The organism is Tumidithrix helvetica PCC 7403 (assembly GCF_965232925.1).
Classification (GTDB): domain Bacteria; phylum Cyanobacteriota; class Cyanobacteriia; order Pseudanabaenales; family Pseudanabaenaceae; genus Tumidithrix; species Tumidithrix helvetica.
The window spans coordinates 118,009-132,352 of the sequence record NZ_CBDDRA010000009.1 but is presented as its reverse complement, the minus strand read 5'-3'; the positions used below and the strand labels follow the sequence as shown (position 1 = coordinate 132,352).

Sequence of the window (14,344 nt, the reverse complement as noted above, 5' to 3'; positions counted from 1 at the left end):
CACCAATATTAGGAGTAAAACCAAGCGGTAGCTCGATCCTATATCCAAATGCATTACGAATAAATGTTTTACTCTAATCTCACGATTAATTATACAAATCTCTGATTAAACCCACATTTAAGCAATATTTCGGTTAAAATGCGCTTAATTGCAAAAAAATGAATTTTTAGATTTAAGCGATCGCCACCATCTCAAACATTCCTCCTAAACAGTAAATCGAGAATTTTTGAGCCTTGTTGTTAGAGCCGTTGCTACAAATTTCGAGAACACTCAATTTAAAGAAAGAGGTGTTTGACCGTGAGCGAATATAGCGAATATATCAAGAAGCCTGCAACCCAATCTTCATCCGCGCCACCTGTCATACAACTTCAGACACGCCCGTTTGCACCTCCTCAAGTGCAGCCCTCTACCTCGCAACAATCAAGCGAACAGTTGGCAAATCTGAGTTCACACGAGAATTTATACGATACAGCACGATGGTTTTCGGGCGATCGCAACCATGACTACTATGGTTCGTCCGCCAGTGTCACGCAGCGAAAATGGGCGGAGACGGTGCAGCGATATAAAGAGAAACGTGCAGAAGAGGCAGGGATTGCTGTGCCCATTCAGGCAAAGTTAGCGATCGGAGCGGTGGGCGATAAATATGAACAGGAAGCAGATCGCGTCGCCGAACAGGTCGTACAAAAGATTAATGACTCTGAAAGCGTTCAGCGTGAGGAAGTGACAGAAGAGGAAGAGCAACTCCAAATGAAGCCTGCAATCTCCTCTATTCAGCGTGAGGAAATGTCTGAGGAAGAAGACGAACTTCAGATGAAGCCAGATGACCTGCAACGGGAAGCCATGCCTGATGAAGAAGACGAACTGCAAAGATCGCAGATGCTTCAACAAAAATCAGGTGAGAGGGAAGTAGAGGCAACATCCGATCTTGAGAGTGCCATCCAAGGATCGTGCGGCAACGGACAACCCCTAACAGATTCCATCCGTCAACCAATGGAGCAAGCATTTGGTACAGATTTCAGTGGCGTGAAAATCCATACGGATTCCAAATCGGATAGCCTTAACAAATCGATTCAGGCAAAGGCGTTTACGACAGGGCAGGATGTATTCTTTAGACGGGGAGCCTATGAGCCAAGTAGTCGAGGTGGGCAGGAGTTGATTGCTCATGAATTGACGCATGTGGTTCAGCAGAATAAAGATAAAGTACAACGCTCTCAATCGCAAGGATTACAACTCACAACTCCATTACAATCTTCACAACCTTTTATTAGCCAATCCATACTAATACCGAAGGCAAATAATTTAGAAAAAATGATTCAGAGAGTAGTGATAGGGAAGGGAGAGGCAGCAATAGATACGGGGAAAGAGACTAGAGGAGATGCCCAGAAAAAGATTAGACAGATGTGGAAAGATGAGAAACATGAACTAGTGGAAATTATAGTTGCGACATTGAACGAGTATATCGAAGATAGCGAATACTTCCCTGATGCCCCAGACACAATATATGCTATCAAACTAAAGGATTGGATACTTAATCGCGAAGAGTATAAAGAGTATAAGAAGAAACCAAACTCAGACAAGACGTTTAATACGTCAGTATATAAGTTGGCAGATATTCCTTATGACGAAGCAAAAAAGAAACTAGATGAAAAACTCCTTAGCCCATCTAAAAATAAAATCTTGTTGGGAGAGTTAGCAGCTGCAAGAACCGAAATGGAAGAGGCAGAGAACCGCTACAATATTACTTCAGAAGAGATAATTAAATGGTCTGAGCTGATTGTCAGGGCGGCGATCGCCCCCCCTCCTAAGAAAGAAGGGAAAAAGAAAAAATCAAAATCTAAAGGTTCCACCCTGCCAATTCTTAGTGGCGAAGAATTACTAAACCAATTAGAAATAGAGGAACGAGTTACGAAAATGGAACCCATTTCTAGCTTTGGCGAGAAATATGAGACCCATCTATCTTTACTAGATTTCGACGATATACGGGAAAAAGAGACTGCACAAAAAGATGCCTTAAGTGCCTTACATATCACAGTTGAGTGTTTTGGAGCAGACGACGAAAGAAATCCGAGATATTGGATAATTACCGACAAGATAACAGGACGGAAAGAATTACTAAACTCCAAGACACAAAGAGCCTTAGAAGAACAAGGAAAGAAGATGAGAGAGAAGATCGATGATCTTTTTAAATAATAGAGTCTTGTCTGTAGAGTGTACTAAGGAAGTGTAGAGAACAACTCACCAGCAGGTAGGTTGGTTGAGCGTTTTATCGGGGTAAGGTCACATGAGCACGCAGCCAAAAGCAAAACCTAAATCCATATCACTACCAATCCCAACACCAATTCAAATCCGAAGTACAACATTCACTACACTCCTAACCCAACACCGCCAACGCTACATATATTCTTCAGTACGGAGATTTGCGCGTAAAGCCAAGAAACTTTGTTCAGCATACGTGATGATGAATCAGCTTTGGCACTCGAAGTTATCTTTAAAATTCGTTAGTGTCTTTAATTTTTCGCCACCAAGAAACTTGAATTTTTAAAGCCTTACAGCAAAAGCATTACAAAATTGTATTTTGCAAGTGGCGAAAACTTCGTGACACTAACAAAATTCAAAATTCAAAAAAATCGCCGATCTTGTAGCAATTTTAGTTTCTTCCATGCAATCAAACAATGCGCTATCCTAAACGAAGTAGGAGGAACAAGTGATGTTAGAAGCAAAATTAGAGCAAAGCGAATACGATCGCGCCACTAATCTATACGAACGAGATTTTTATGCATGGACGCAGAGTCAGTCAGAGTTGTTGCGTTTGGGCAAATGGCAGGCGTTAGATATTGAGAATTTAGCTGAGGAGATCGAATCATTGGGGAAGCAGCAAAAGCAGGAACTTCGCAATCGTTTAGGAATCTTAATCGGACATTTCTTGAAATGGGAATACCAACCTGAGTTGCGTGGCAAAAGCTGGAAAGCGACCATTCGCGAGCAACGAGATGAGGTTTTGGATATTTTGCAAGAAAATCCAAGTTTGAAACCCTATCTTGATGAAGCGATCCAGAAAGGCTTTCGACAGGGAGTCAATTTAGTTTTGCGCGAAACACCTCTAGACATCGACGATTTGCCAAAGGAATGTCCCTACGCGATCGCCCAAATTCTCGATCCGCAGTTTCCTGAAGGAAGCGATCGCTAACGTTAAGGCTTTGGATTGAGTATGGCGTAAAATTAAGATATTGGTAAATCGACGGTGTAAATATGGAGCGATTTTAATAATAGAAATATGAAGATAATGGATGAAATCGATTAGGCAGTTCGATCTAGGAGGTATGCGCGATGGAAGAGCTATTAGAACTCAAGGGATTTTTGCTTGATGGCAATATCCATGATGCTTTACTGCTAGTGGAAGAGATGACAGAAATGAGCAAGGATGACAAGCTGAATAAAATCTCAAGTTTTGCAAAGATTCTGCTTCTACATTTAATCAAACGCCAAGCTGAAGGAAGAACAACGCGATCGTGGGATGCTTCGATTGAGAATGCCGTATATGAAATCCAGAAGACCAATCGGCGCAGGAAAGCTGGCGGTAATTATCTATTAGAGGAAGAATTACGGGAAGCGATTAGTGATGCATATCGGGTAGCTTTATCGGGAGCGGCGGCCGAAGCTTTTGGTGGTTGCTATACAGTGAGCCAACTAGCAGCCATGGTCGATCGCAATACGATTATCGATCGGGCGATCGCCTTAATTTTGGCAGATAGTGAATAAGCGATCGCCCAAATCCTCGATCCGCAGTTTCTCAAAGGAAGCGATCGCTAACGTCAAAGCATCCATAGAGAGTAGAGTTTGATTTTGAAAGCAGAATTATGAAATTTTAGCGACATCTGACTTGATGGTCTCGTGTAACTATGCTGAAATGGTTATGATAGAACTCATGCAAAAAAGTGAAAGCTCATGGATCCTCTAACGGTAGCAACGACGATCGGCATCATATTTCTAACGAAAGCTCTGGAGAAGTCGGGCGAAAAGTTTGGTGAGGCAACGATCGCGAAGGTTGGACAGGCGATCGCTAAAATTCGCGAACATTCTCCTGAAACTGCCAAGGCGTTAGAGGCAGGCAACCCAACCGTACTAAATCTGGGGAAAGCCGTTTTAGAAGAGATCCCACCCGATCCGATTTTTACAGAACTGGTGGCGGCGGCTGATGCTGAGGAGAATCAGGAATTTAAAGAAAAGTTTCAGGCAGTAAAAGCAGGTGGCACGATTACTATTATTGGCAAACAGATTAATGTGAGTCAGGCAGGGACAAATAACACCCAGAACAATACTTTTACTCTATGACGACAAAAGTACGCGATCTGCTGAAGTTGCTTGAGGCTGACGGGTGGTTTTTGGTGGATACTGTGGGTAGTCATAGACAGTACAAACATCCAACAAAATCGGGAAAAGTGACGGTGGCGGGTAAGTTGAGCGATGATGTACGCAAAGGGACGCTGGCAAGTATTCTCAAACAGGCAGGGTTAAAATGATCGACCAATATTTAATCGTCTTGGAAAAAAGTGATACTGGGTTTTCGGCATATTCGCCTGATGTAGAGGGTTGTATAGCGACGGGCGAGACTTTGGAAGAAACTACAAAGCTAATGCGATCGGCGTTGGCTTTACATCTGGTGGATCGCGATGAGTTGCCAAAACCGCGTGGAATTGATGCATATTTGGATGCTTTGCGCGATTCGGAAGGCGAAGAGTTTTATTTAACCCATGTTTCTGTCGCGAGTTTGCAGAAGGTGAACCGTGAGCAACTCAGAAATTAATATCAAACAAGACGGTTCGGGTAATACGCAGAACAATACGTTCAACTACAACCAAATCTTGCAGGAGGCAAAGCGCTTAGGGATTCCGTTGAACTTGCCGCCGACGAATGTGACATTTTTTGCGGGACGGGATGCGGATTTGGTAGAGGTGCATCAGCTTTTAGAAAAGAATCAACGGGTGGCGGTGTCAGCCTATGTCAAGGGCATGGGCGGTGTGGGCAAGTCGGAACTAGCACTGCAATATGCGTTGCGGCATCTGTTGACGGACTATCGCGGCGGCATCTGTTGGTTGCAGGCAAATAGCGATCTGGCGATCCAGTTACGGGATTTTGTGCAAGTGCAGCTAGATCGGGCTTTTCCCGACGATTTGGATACAATGGAAAAGTTGGCGGCTTATTGCTGGAGGTGTTTGACCGAGCATTTAAGCGCCGATCCTAAGACCAAAGCACAACCCAAAAAGATGCTGGTGATTTTGGATGATGTGAAGGACTATGAAAGTTTAAAGCCATATTTGCCACCGCTGGGGGGAGATTTCACGGTATTGGCGACGACGCGGCTAGAGTTGGGTGGGGCAATGCAGCAATACCGATTAGATATTTTAGAATTATCGGCGGCTGTAGCGTTATTACTATCATTTTTGCCTATGGACGACCCTCGCAGGACAAGCTCAGAAATTACGGATCTTTGTGAATGGTTGGGAAGGTTACCTTTAGCGATCGAATTGGTAGGGCGATATTTGGCTTTGCCCAATCAGCAAGATACTTCTATTGCAGATTTACTCAAGCGATTGCAGACAGAATGTATGATGCAACTGGAAAAGTTGACCGAAGAAGAAAAGAAACTATTACCGAAAAACTTAAATGTTGTTGCTTCCTTTAATCTGAGTTGGCAAGAGCTATCAACCTCAGCACAAAGATTAGCTTGTTTGCTAGGTTTGTTTGCCCTTGCTCCTATTCCTTGGCAATTAGCTGAAGATGCAGCGCTATTTTCTATAGCTGCAAAAAAAAATTGGTGGCAGTCTTTAGGCAAGATTTTTCAAAAGAAGCCTTTAGAATTTCAGCTCAATGATTTGAAGGCGCTGCGAGGTGAATTGCTAAACCTTCATCTATTGCAACGAGAAAATCAGGGCATTTATCAACTGCATCAGTTATTGCGGGAATATTTTCAATTTCAATTGCAACAACATCCTGAATGGTTTTCTTTAAGGCAAAAGATAGTCGGAGCTTTGCTAGAGATAGCAAAACGGATACCTAATTCTCCAACTATAGAAAAGATTTCTGAAGTTACTCCTGCTATTCCTCATCTAGAGATGATGAGCCGCGAAATGCTAGGTGACATTCCTAACCCTGAAAGCTCTAATTTAGGATGGGCCTTTGAAGGAATTGCGAGATTCTATGCAGGACAAGGACTCTACACACTTGCCGAAGATCTATATCAGAGATGTTTAATTTCTGTACGAAAAATTTTAGGCGAACACCATCCTGATGTTGCCAACATTATCAACAACCTTGCAGTGCTGTACGAATTCCAAGGAAGATATGAAGAATCGGAACCGTTCTTAAAACAAGCACTCTCTTTGAATCAAGAAGTGTTTGGAGAACGCCATTCCAATGTCGCTACCAGTCTCAATAACCTCGCAGAGCTGTACAAATCTCAAGGAAGATATGAAGAATCGGAACCGCTCTTAAAACAAGCGCTCTCTTTGAGGCAAGAACTTTTCGGAGATCGTCATTCCGATGTCGCTACCAGCCTCAATAACCTCGCAGAGCTGTACAAATCTCAAGGAAGATATGAAGAATCGGAACCGCTCTTAAAACAAGCGCTCTCTTTGAAGCAAGAACTTTTCGGAGACCGCCATCCCGATGTCGCTACCAGTCTGAGTGGTCTCGCAGGGCTGTACTATAGGCAAGGAAGATATGAAGAATCGGAACCGCTCTTAAAACAAGCGCTCTCTTTGAGGTAAGAACTTTTCGGAGACCGCCATCCCGATGTCGCACAAAGTATGGACAACCTAGCATTGCTCTATTATTCGCAGGAGAGATATGAAGACGCAGAACTCCTTAACAAACTGGCACTGACAATGTTGCAAGAACTATTTGGAGATCGCCATCCTTCTGTCGCTACCAGTCTCAACAACCTTGGATTGCTCTACCATTCGCAGGAGAAATATGATGAAGCAGAACTTATCTATCTGAAAGCTCTGACAATATCTCAAGAGCTTTTAGGGGATTGCCATCCCGATGTCGCACAAACTATTAACAATCTTGCAGTGATGTATATTTCACAAAGGAGATACAGAGAAGCAGAACCTATGTGTCTAAAAAATCTGAAATTGAGGCAGGAACTTTTCGGGGATTGTCATCCCAATGTTGGAGAAAGTCTTCACAACCTCGCTAGACTTTATGATTCGCAAGGGAGACATGAAGAAGCTGGATCGCTGTTCCAAAAAGCTTTACTGATTTCGGAACAGATTTTAGGTGTAGATCACCCCGATACGATCAAAACTCGTATAAGTTATGAATTATGCTTAAAGGAAAAAAAGAGAAGCCCGCCAAAAGAGTCAAAGAAAAAAGGATTTGGATCAAATAGGTATTTGAAGAATCGTTAATATTATTGTCATTAAGTGATATCTCTATCCCCATGCCGCTCAAAGCCTCAATAATCTCGCAGGATTTTACAGAGTGCAAGGGAAGGTTAACGAAGCCGAACCGCTCTTTCTGCGAGCTTTAAAAAAGCTCATGCAAACTCTAGGGCAAGATCATCCCAACACGCGCAAAGTTAGAGAAAATTACGAGTCATGCCTAAAAGTCAGTAAATCTATCTCGACACCAACGCCCTCAAACGTCCCATATGCTGAGATCGTGCGCTATCCTAAGAGCAACAGGAGGAAAATAGTAACTATTCCTTCTCAATTAGTGAGATTTTTGTTTTTATAGTTCCATTGTTGCAGAAACAAATAGAACTTCCAGCCCATCGGCAACTTCCCCCAACCATATTTCTGCAAAAAATGGCGTAACCACCTTGCCGATCGCCATCCGATCGCAGAGGCAAACAATTCAAAAAGCAAGCCTTCTTTCGGTCGCCACGGACTGCCACCGAGTTGTTTAACCCTTTGTTCTGCTTGCCCAACCAAGTCGAGGGCTTCAGGATAAACACCCGCAACAAAGTATTGATAGAGTCTCGCACAGGCATGGCGCGTGCGATCGCTAGTTTCTTTTGCCAATAAACAAGAAGTGCGAAGTTCGATACTGCTAAAAGCCGATTTCAGCGCAGTGGGGGATTTGGCTTTGCTTAACGAACCAGCCATCCCAGAGCGATAATAGGTTTTCGCGCCCTGACAAAACGCGATCGCCTGACTTGCCAAAACCACGCGAGAGAAATATTCGCCATCATCATCTAGTGAGAGTTGCTCGTTCCAATCACCCGCAGATTTAGCAATATGTCTGGGGACTAACCATGCCGCAGGATGCATCATCCAATTGCCCTGCCACGCACAGATTAGCCAGTCCACAGGCAATAGATCCTGCCATAGCGGTTGAGGAATAAATAGAGCTTCGTCGGGAGTTTGATAGAATCTCGCCCATTCGCAAGTTACGACATAATCTGGAGGTGCTTGAGAAGGATCGAGCAGATCTAGAGAGAACCGTGAAATTTGGCGTTCGATCTTATCTGGAGCGAGCAGATCGTCAGCATCTAAATATTGAATGAATGCTCCACGCGATACCTGAAACGCCGAATTCCTTGCCGCACTTGCACCCCAATTTGCTTGGCTAATTACCTTAACGATTTCAGATTGAAATCCCTTGGCGATCGCCAGACTGCCATCGGTAGAGCCATCATCGACAACAATAATTTCTTTGTTTTGCCATGTCTGCGCGATCGCCGACGCAATCGTTTCTGCCAACCAAGGTTCAGCGTTGTAGCATGGGATTAAAATAGATACTAAAGGTTGGGGATTCAGGGGGGACAGCATTTTAGGGTACTATTCCTTTAATAGATTGATGCTCAACAATATGCTGCCAGCCATGGCGAAAATACCACCATTTGGAATTTGCGACATAGTGATGGAGTACTGCTTGCGGTGCGATCGCTTCCGCCCGATCGGGCATGACGAGATACTCATGGGCAGGCGCGATCGCACAGCCCTGACCAGCCATTAACATCGCTACAAGGGCTTGTTCTTGATAATAAGACTTCCCCTCCCTTGCTAACATTGTCTTACACCAAAACTCTAACTTCTCCCAATCGATCGCTTCGCTTTGCAGCCCACAAATCCCCACATTTAATCGCGGTGAAATCGGAGCCTGCGCTAACTCAGTCATCAGGGCTTCAGAATATCCGTAAGAGGTCTCAATATCCACCATGTGACAGGGAACCTGTGGCGATCGCAGCCAATCAATTAAAAATGTAGGAAATTGAAAGCACAGCATATCAGAATCAAGCACGAGTTTCCAGCCTGTAGAACCTGCATGAATATCCGTGATTTTACGAAGATGCGGATAGGTGATGCGGAGAGATCTGAGATGCGGAAATTTAGCAATCGGTAGATCGCGATCGAGGTTGGCTGCAATTTCTGCAAGAGAAATGACTTGTGCGTGGGGAAAGATTCTATAAATTTCAGCCACATAGTTAGAAGCAAGGGAACCGTCATCATAAATTATGGGACGAAGGATTGCCGATTCTTTCGGGGTTGTATGTTGAATCAAAGAATAGGCACAAAAACAAGTTTGATACCAAAATTTTTTGCCACTCAAAAAATGAATATCTAAGTATGGCTTCGCTCCATTTTGAGCTTCTCGAGCGATCGGAACTGGAGGTAGCTTAAAAGCAGAACGCTCCATAGCTTTCTGAGCTTGATAATCTAGAATTGAGTTAATCATTCCCCTTGCTAAGCCTCTTTGAATGAAGCCTTTAGGCGCATAGTAGAGACGATAGGCTATTTTTCCAAGTTTTAATTTTTTTCCCAGTTCGTACATGATTTCTCTTGATGGAAATTGATGAAGTGTATTTCTATGTCATTATTTTTAAAAAGCTGATGGGACAAAAGTTTCAACTAAAAGAGGAGCCATAAATTAATGCTGTTTAGTTTTTTTGTGTTTGCTCTAATTCATCCAACTCGCTCAATCCAACAAAAATACCGCAGGCTCCACGCCATCTTATATAAGCAGTAGGATCTCGCCAAGCTTGACCGCTAAAAAACGCTTTGATCTGGCGAGGGATAACACTCCATAAGGGAATGGGTTGCCAAGGACAAATGCCATGAATGGCTAATACTTGAACCCAAGAGCGAGAACTTCCATAGTTCAGTTTTGCTAAATAATCTTTGGTCAAACGCTCAGAGGGAATAAGATGAGTTAGCTGCAATTGTGGGAAGTACCCTGCTTGCCAGCCCGATGTAATTACAGTCAAATTAAGATCGCAATCACCTCCAGAGCTTAAGCTACGACCCGTGCGATCTAAAGGGAACTTTTGCAAGTCTAAAGTGCCTGTGGTGAATCGCTCGACGTAGGTATTTACCGCCGATCGCCTCAACGCCATACCCGCGCCCACAGGTAAGAAATCTGGATGCCGTAAAGGCTCGAGAGGCTCTTGTGCGGAAGGGTAAACCAATTCCCGATCGCCTAGATCCCTTAACGCCAGACAACGACGAAAAGAATCCCCGATCCAGTCTGGAGGCTCGACTGCAAATTCTGGCAAGATTTTGCCCGCGATCGCGCCTAACTGCTGATTTACCCCAAAGATGGCGATCGCATACCTCAAATAGTTGGGATGTAAGACATTATCATCGTCAACAAACACAAGGTAGTCACCCTGACTGGCTTGAATTCCTGCAATTCTCGCCCAAGTTAAGCCTAGCCGATCTTCACGAATCACCCTCGCGTTGGGATGCCATCTCAGATCGAAACGAGAGAGATAGTCGAGATCGCGAGTGGCATTATCCACCAGAATTAATTCCCAGTTCTCAGATTCTAAAGTTTGTCGTTGTAGCCCTTTCAAGCTTCTCTCTAGCCGATCTCGATGGGGATTATGGGTAGGAATAATAACAGATAGCAGGGGTTTCATGGACGCTCTCTCACGACTTGAGCAGGTACACCAACAGCAACTGAATAAGGTGGCAAATTTTTTGTCACGACTGCACCAGCTCCCACAACACAACCATCTGCAACGGTAATTCCGCCTAAAATGGTTACGCCTGCTCCCAACCAGACATCTTCACCAATCGTCACAGGTAGTAAGATGTCGGGCTGCGATCTAATTCCCACATGACGTTCGGGAATCGTATGATTTGATGAAAGAATGCGACAGTGCATCGCGATCAGGCTATTTTTACCAATAGAGACATCTCCATGTCCGTAGACGATCGCGTAGGGTCCCAAAAAGACGCGATCGTCTAGCGTAATATTTCCACCCCAGCAGTCCAAAATTACACCTCGACTTAATTCCACGCCAGCACCAATCCGAACTTGTCCGAGTTTGTAGGGTAAACTATCACGACGCACCGTGACTCCTTCTGCGATCGCACAGGCAGCTCCAATTTCTACGCCCGCACTTCTAAGGCAAAAAGTTCGCCATTTGCTCTGTAGTTTATGCCATCGATAGCAAAGTTTACTCACGATCGCTCCAATTTTTTAAATGTCCCTGGAATGGAATTGAGCGGTTCTACGGGCTCAACAGGGGAACGCTTTACCAAAAAACAAACATCATGCTCAAACTGATGAACGCGCTCGGTCAGCGATCGTGCCGAAAGAAAATCATGCACAGCCCTAGCACAGCCATCAAACGTGTAATAGTCATCCAAAATAATCACACCTCCTTCTGCAATGTAGGGATATAAATATTGCAAGCAGAGCATGGTGGAGTCGTACCAGTCCGCATCTAACCTTAAGATGGCGATTGGCTTTTGGGGGCAAAATTGAGGAAGTGTTTCCTCGAAAAATCCTTTCATGGTATGGAAATGTTTTGCCCCAGCGCGGGCCATTGCTTCGCAGGCAACATCCTCTGACACCCTACAGTTATCATGATAGTGGGGCGAGTCTTTGTCTTGTTGCCATTGTAAGGCTGCTTGCCCATCAATCTCTTGAGGCGCAGGAATTCCAGCAAAACTATCAAATAGATAATACTCTCGCTCAGCCCCTAAAAGCTCCGCAATACCCGCGATCGTTCCGCCTTTCCAAACCCCACACTCGACCACAATGCCATCTATATGCCGAAAGCGCTCGACAAGACACAAATTGCGGATATAGGAATGAGGAGAGAGCATCGTAAACGGCTGAAACTTCCAGAAAATTCTGGTGTATTTTAAGCGATTTACGAACAGCTTATATCTCCTAAATAACTTTACTGGAATCTCTTTCATGCCTTACTCCCCTGGGTTTCATAGATCTCAGTGCCTGAAGCCAAAATGTCCTCTTTCAGGCTCCAGCTCCCTTTGACGTTGACAGTCCCAATTACATCCGCAGATAAATCGCCAGGTAAAACATCGGGTGAAATAAAGTCAAAGGTGAGAATATCGGTTTTAACATCGTAGCTTTGTTTCTTTTCACCCAGCCAGACAGAAATTTTGTATGTGCCAGAATGCAGGGGCAAATTCTTTACGGTCAATGTGGCAATGCCAGAACTCATGGGATAAAGAGCATCAACCGACTGCCATGTATTAATTCCAAACAAAGGCATCCCGTACAACGTATAGACGACAACTCCAAGTAGCGGCGGATCTAACACCCAAGGCGATGTGAAGCGCACCACGATCTTCAGATCGCCTTGCTCAAGGGCTGACTGTTCTACTTCCACCTTGAGAATCGAAGGTTTATCTCGTTTCCGCTCGCCGACATAGAAATTTTGATTGAGTGCATTCGCATAAATGTTCAAAGCTTTAAGGCTGCTCGTGTAGGCGATCGCACGTCCATGTTCTAGTACCAGTCCTTTGTCACATAGATTGGCGATCGCGCTGCTATTATGGCTGACAAATAGAATTGTGCGTCCTTGCGTGCTCACCTCTTCCATTTTACCCATACATTTTTTCTGGAAAGCCGCGTCACCGACGGCGAGGACTTCATCCACGATTAGAAGCTCTGGTTCCAAATGGGCGGCAACTGCAAACGCCAGTCTGATATACATCCCAGAAGAATAATGTTTTACAGGGGTATCTAGGAATTTCTCAATCTCTGCAAATTGCACGATCTCATCAAACTTTCGATAGATCTCAACCCTTGTCATGCCTAAGATTGCCCCATTGAGAAAGATATTCTCTCTCCCCGTTAATTCGGGATGAAACCCAGTTCCTACTTCTAATAAACTAGCAACCCTACCTTTAATTGCAATTCGTCCTCCTGTAGGCTCTGTAATCCGACTGAGGATTTTTAGTAGAGTGGATTTGCCTGCGCCGTTTCGACCAATAATACCGACGCGATCGCCCCGTTTTACCTCAAAGGAAACATCTTTTAATGCCCAAAATTCTTCGCGATCGGGATCGAGTTGTGGCTTACTCGGATATCTCAGTTTCTGCATGAGAGACTTCGCGCCATCCGCCAAAACATCCCGCAAAGCCACATAACGCTTTTGATGCTGATGTCCAATGATGTATTTCTTACTAAGATTCTCGACTTGAATAATCGTGTCAGACATCTTTTCCTCTGGAATTTTTCTGTTAAATCACATCTGCAAAGGTGCGTTCGGTTTTACGGAAGTACCAGATGCCTGTTATCAGTAGTACGAAAACAAACCCACAGGACAGACTAAAGCCCATGAGATGAAGTTTCGTTTCACCGCCCAAAATTGCCCAGCGGAAGCCATCAATTACACCCACCATCGGGTTGAGCGAGTAAAGCCATCGCCATTGCTCTGACACAATGTTGCTACTAAAACCCACAGGAGAAATATATAGACCAAATTGCACGATAAACGGCACGATATAGCGAAAGTCTCGATATTTGACATTTAGGGCTGCTAACCATAAACCTGCACCCATAGAAGCTGCCAAGGCGATCGCCACAAACAGCGGCAGTGTGAAAATGCGCCAACTGGGGATAAAACTGTACCAAATCATCAGCGCTAGCAAAATCATGCCTGAAATCAGAAAATCAACAAAGCTAACAATCACAGTACTCGTAGGAACGATGAGCCGAGGAAAGTAAACCTTAGAGATTAAATTGGCGTTACTGATTAAACTGTTACTACTTTCCGACAGGGCATTGGCAAAAAACTGCCAAGGCAATAGGGCGGCAAACACCAAAATGGGATAGGGTGCACCTTCGGAAGGGAGCTTTGCGAGTTGTCCAAATACAACCGAAAACACAACCATCGTCAGGAATGGACGAATCAATGCCCAAGCAATGCCGATCGCTGTTTGCTTGTAACGTACGAGAATGTCACGCCATGCCAGAAAGTAAAATAGTTCTCGATAATTCCATAGATCTTGCCAGTATTGTTTTTCAGTTCGACCTGCCTCAATGACAATCTCCGTTGGGGGTGCGATCCTGTGTCTAACCATATTGGTATTGCCAGTGCGTTGAGTGGGCGTATTTTACTTGATTATTCCCA

13 protein-coding genes and 3 pseudogenes are annotated in these 14,344 nt (G+C 44.3%); 9 read left to right on the top strand and 7 right to left on the bottom strand.

Annotated features, from left to right (window positions below; translation table 11 throughout):
• Positions 1 to 297 precede the first annotated feature (297 nt).
• From ACP2WE_RS10695 to ACP2WE_RS10650, 9 genes and pseudogenes are all read left to right on the top strand, one after another.
• Positions 298 to 2,190 carry an eCIS core domain-containing protein gene (locus ACP2WE_RS10695; protein WP_425215539.1) on the top strand — a complete coding sequence of 631 codons (1,893 nt, stop codon included), beginning with the start codon at positions 298 to 300 and terminating at the stop codon, positions 2,188 to 2,190.
• A gap of 517 nt (positions 2,191 to 2,707) precedes the next feature.
• Complete coding sequence (locus ACP2WE_RS10690; RefSeq protein WP_425215538.1) at positions 2,708 to 3,187, top strand: DUF29 domain-containing protein; 480 nt, start codon at positions 2,708 to 2,710, stop codon at positions 3,185 to 3,187.
• Between the two features lie 140 nt (positions 3,188 to 3,327).
• Positions 3,328 to 3,759, top strand: a complete 432-nt coding sequence (locus ACP2WE_RS10685) for a DUF29 family protein (protein ID WP_425215537.1) — start codon at positions 3,328 to 3,330, stop codon at positions 3,757 to 3,759.
• A 186-nt stretch (positions 3,760 to 3,945) separates the two neighbouring features.
• On the top strand, positions 3,946 to 4,332 hold the full coding sequence (locus ACP2WE_RS10680) for a hypothetical protein (RefSeq protein ID WP_425215536.1): 387 nt from the start codon (positions 3,946 to 3,948) through the stop codon (positions 4,330 to 4,332).
• Positions 4,329 to 4,520, top strand: coding sequence for a type II toxin-antitoxin system HicA family toxin (locus tag ACP2WE_RS10675; RefSeq protein WP_425215535.1), 192 nt, complete (start codon positions 4,329 to 4,331; stop codon positions 4,518 to 4,520). The genes ACP2WE_RS10680 and ACP2WE_RS10675 overlap by 4 nt, the downstream gene beginning before the upstream one ends.
• Positions 4,517 to 4,804, top strand: a complete 288-nt coding sequence (locus ACP2WE_RS10670; RefSeq protein WP_425215534.1) for a type II toxin-antitoxin system HicB family antitoxin — start codon at positions 4,517 to 4,519, stop codon at positions 4,802 to 4,804. Before ACP2WE_RS10675 ends, ACP2WE_RS10670 begins: the two co-directional genes overlap by 4 nt.
• Positions 4,785 to 5,372, top strand: a pseudogene (locus ACP2WE_RS26050) (NB-ARC domain-containing protein); the annotation flags it as partial. The gene ACP2WE_RS10670 and the pseudogene ACP2WE_RS26050, both read left to right, overlap by 20 nt.
• A gap of 813 nt (positions 5,373 to 6,185) precedes the next feature.
• Positions 6,186 to 7,412, top strand: a pseudogene (locus tag ACP2WE_RS26045) (tetratricopeptide repeat protein); the annotation flags it as partial.
• 46 nt (positions 7,413 to 7,458) lie between these two features.
• Positions 7,459 to 7,740, top strand: a pseudogene (locus tag ACP2WE_RS10650) (tetratricopeptide repeat protein); the annotation flags it as partial.
• On the opposite strand, the gene ACP2WE_RS10645 reads toward ACP2WE_RS10650, so the two are convergent.
• From ACP2WE_RS10645 to ACP2WE_RS10615, 7 genes are all read right to left on the bottom strand, one after another.
• Positions 7,713 to 8,777 carry a glycosyltransferase family 2 protein gene (locus ACP2WE_RS10645; RefSeq protein WP_425215532.1) on the bottom strand — a complete coding sequence of 355 codons (1,065 nt, stop codon included), beginning with the start codon at positions 8,775 to 8,777 and terminating at the stop codon, positions 7,713 to 7,715. The pseudogene ACP2WE_RS10650 and the gene ACP2WE_RS10645 sit on opposite strands and share 28 nt — an antisense overlap.
• Before the next feature lies 1 nt (position 8,778).
• Entirely contained in the window at positions 8,779 to 9,780 is a 1,002-nt protein-coding gene (locus ACP2WE_RS10640; protein ID WP_425215531.1) for a glycosyl transferase, read from the bottom strand.
• A 106-nt stretch (positions 9,781 to 9,886) separates the two neighbouring features.
• Positions 9,887 to 10,867, bottom strand: a complete 981-nt coding sequence (locus ACP2WE_RS10635; protein ID WP_425215530.1) for a glycosyltransferase — start codon at positions 10,865 to 10,867, stop codon at positions 9,887 to 9,889.
• Positions 10,864 to 11,418: an acyltransferase gene (locus ACP2WE_RS10630; RefSeq protein WP_425215529.1), complete on the bottom strand. Its 555-nt coding sequence runs from the start codon at positions 11,416 to 11,418 to the stop codon at positions 10,864 to 10,866. Before ACP2WE_RS10630 ends, ACP2WE_RS10635 begins: the two co-directional genes overlap by 4 nt.
• A complete protein-coding gene (locus ACP2WE_RS10625; protein WP_425215528.1) occupies positions 11,415 to 12,161 on the bottom strand; it encodes a TylF/MycF/NovP-related O-methyltransferase in 747 nt (248 codons plus the stop codon). Before ACP2WE_RS10625 ends, ACP2WE_RS10630 begins: the two co-directional genes overlap by 4 nt.
• Entirely contained in the window at positions 12,158 to 13,429 is a 1,272-nt protein-coding gene (locus tag ACP2WE_RS10620) for an ABC transporter ATP-binding protein (RefSeq protein WP_425215527.1), read from the bottom strand. Before ACP2WE_RS10620 ends, ACP2WE_RS10625 begins: the two co-directional genes overlap by 4 nt.
• A gap of 22 nt (positions 13,430 to 13,451) precedes the next feature.
• Complete coding sequence (locus ACP2WE_RS10615) at positions 13,452 to 14,294, bottom strand: ABC transporter permease (protein WP_425215526.1); 843 nt, start codon at positions 14,292 to 14,294, stop codon at positions 13,452 to 13,454.
• Between the last annotated feature and the right edge of the window lie 50 nt (positions 14,295 to 14,344).

What these genes read in the sequence shown, in the direction of transcription:
- ACP2WE_RS10675 (WP_425215535.1), top strand. Translation starts at nt 4,329, where the DNA reads ATGACGACAAAAGTACGCGATCTGCTGAAGTTGCTTGAGGCTGACGGG.
- ACP2WE_RS10625 (WP_425215528.1), bottom strand. Translation starts at nt 12,161, where the DNA reads ATGAAAGAGATTCCAGTAAAGTTATTTAGGAGATATAAGCTGTTCGTA.
- ACP2WE_RS10670 (WP_425215534.1), top strand. Translation starts at nt 4,517, where the DNA reads ATGATCGACCAATATTTAATCGTCTTGGAAAAAAGTGATACTGGGTTT.
- ACP2WE_RS10615 (WP_425215526.1), bottom strand. Translation starts at nt 14,294, where the DNA reads ATGGTTAGACACAGGATCGCACCCCCAACGGAGATTGTCATTGAGGCA.
- ACP2WE_RS10685 (WP_425215537.1), top strand. Translation starts at nt 3,328, where the DNA reads ATGGAAGAGCTATTAGAACTCAAGGGATTTTTGCTTGATGGCAATATC.
- ACP2WE_RS10690 (WP_425215538.1), top strand. Translation starts at nt 2,708, where the DNA reads ATGTTAGAAGCAAAATTAGAGCAAAGCGAATACGATCGCGCCACTAAT.
- ACP2WE_RS10635 (WP_425215530.1), bottom strand. Translation starts at nt 10,867, where the DNA reads ATGAAACCCCTGCTATCTGTTATTATTCCTACCCATAATCCCCATCGA.
- ACP2WE_RS10620 (WP_425215527.1), bottom strand. Translation starts at nt 13,429, where the DNA reads ATGTCTGACACGATTATTCAAGTCGAGAATCTTAGTAAGAAATACATC.
- ACP2WE_RS10640 (WP_425215531.1), bottom strand. Translation starts at nt 9,780, where the DNA reads ATGTACGAACTGGGAAAAAAATTAAAACTTGGAAAAATAGCCTATCGT.
- ACP2WE_RS10680 (WP_425215536.1), top strand. Translation starts at nt 3,946, where the DNA reads ATGGATCCTCTAACGGTAGCAACGACGATCGGCATCATATTTCTAACG.
- ACP2WE_RS10645 (WP_425215532.1), bottom strand. Translation starts at nt 8,777, where the DNA reads ATGCTGTCCCCCCTGAATCCCCAACCTTTAGTATCTATTTTAATCCCA.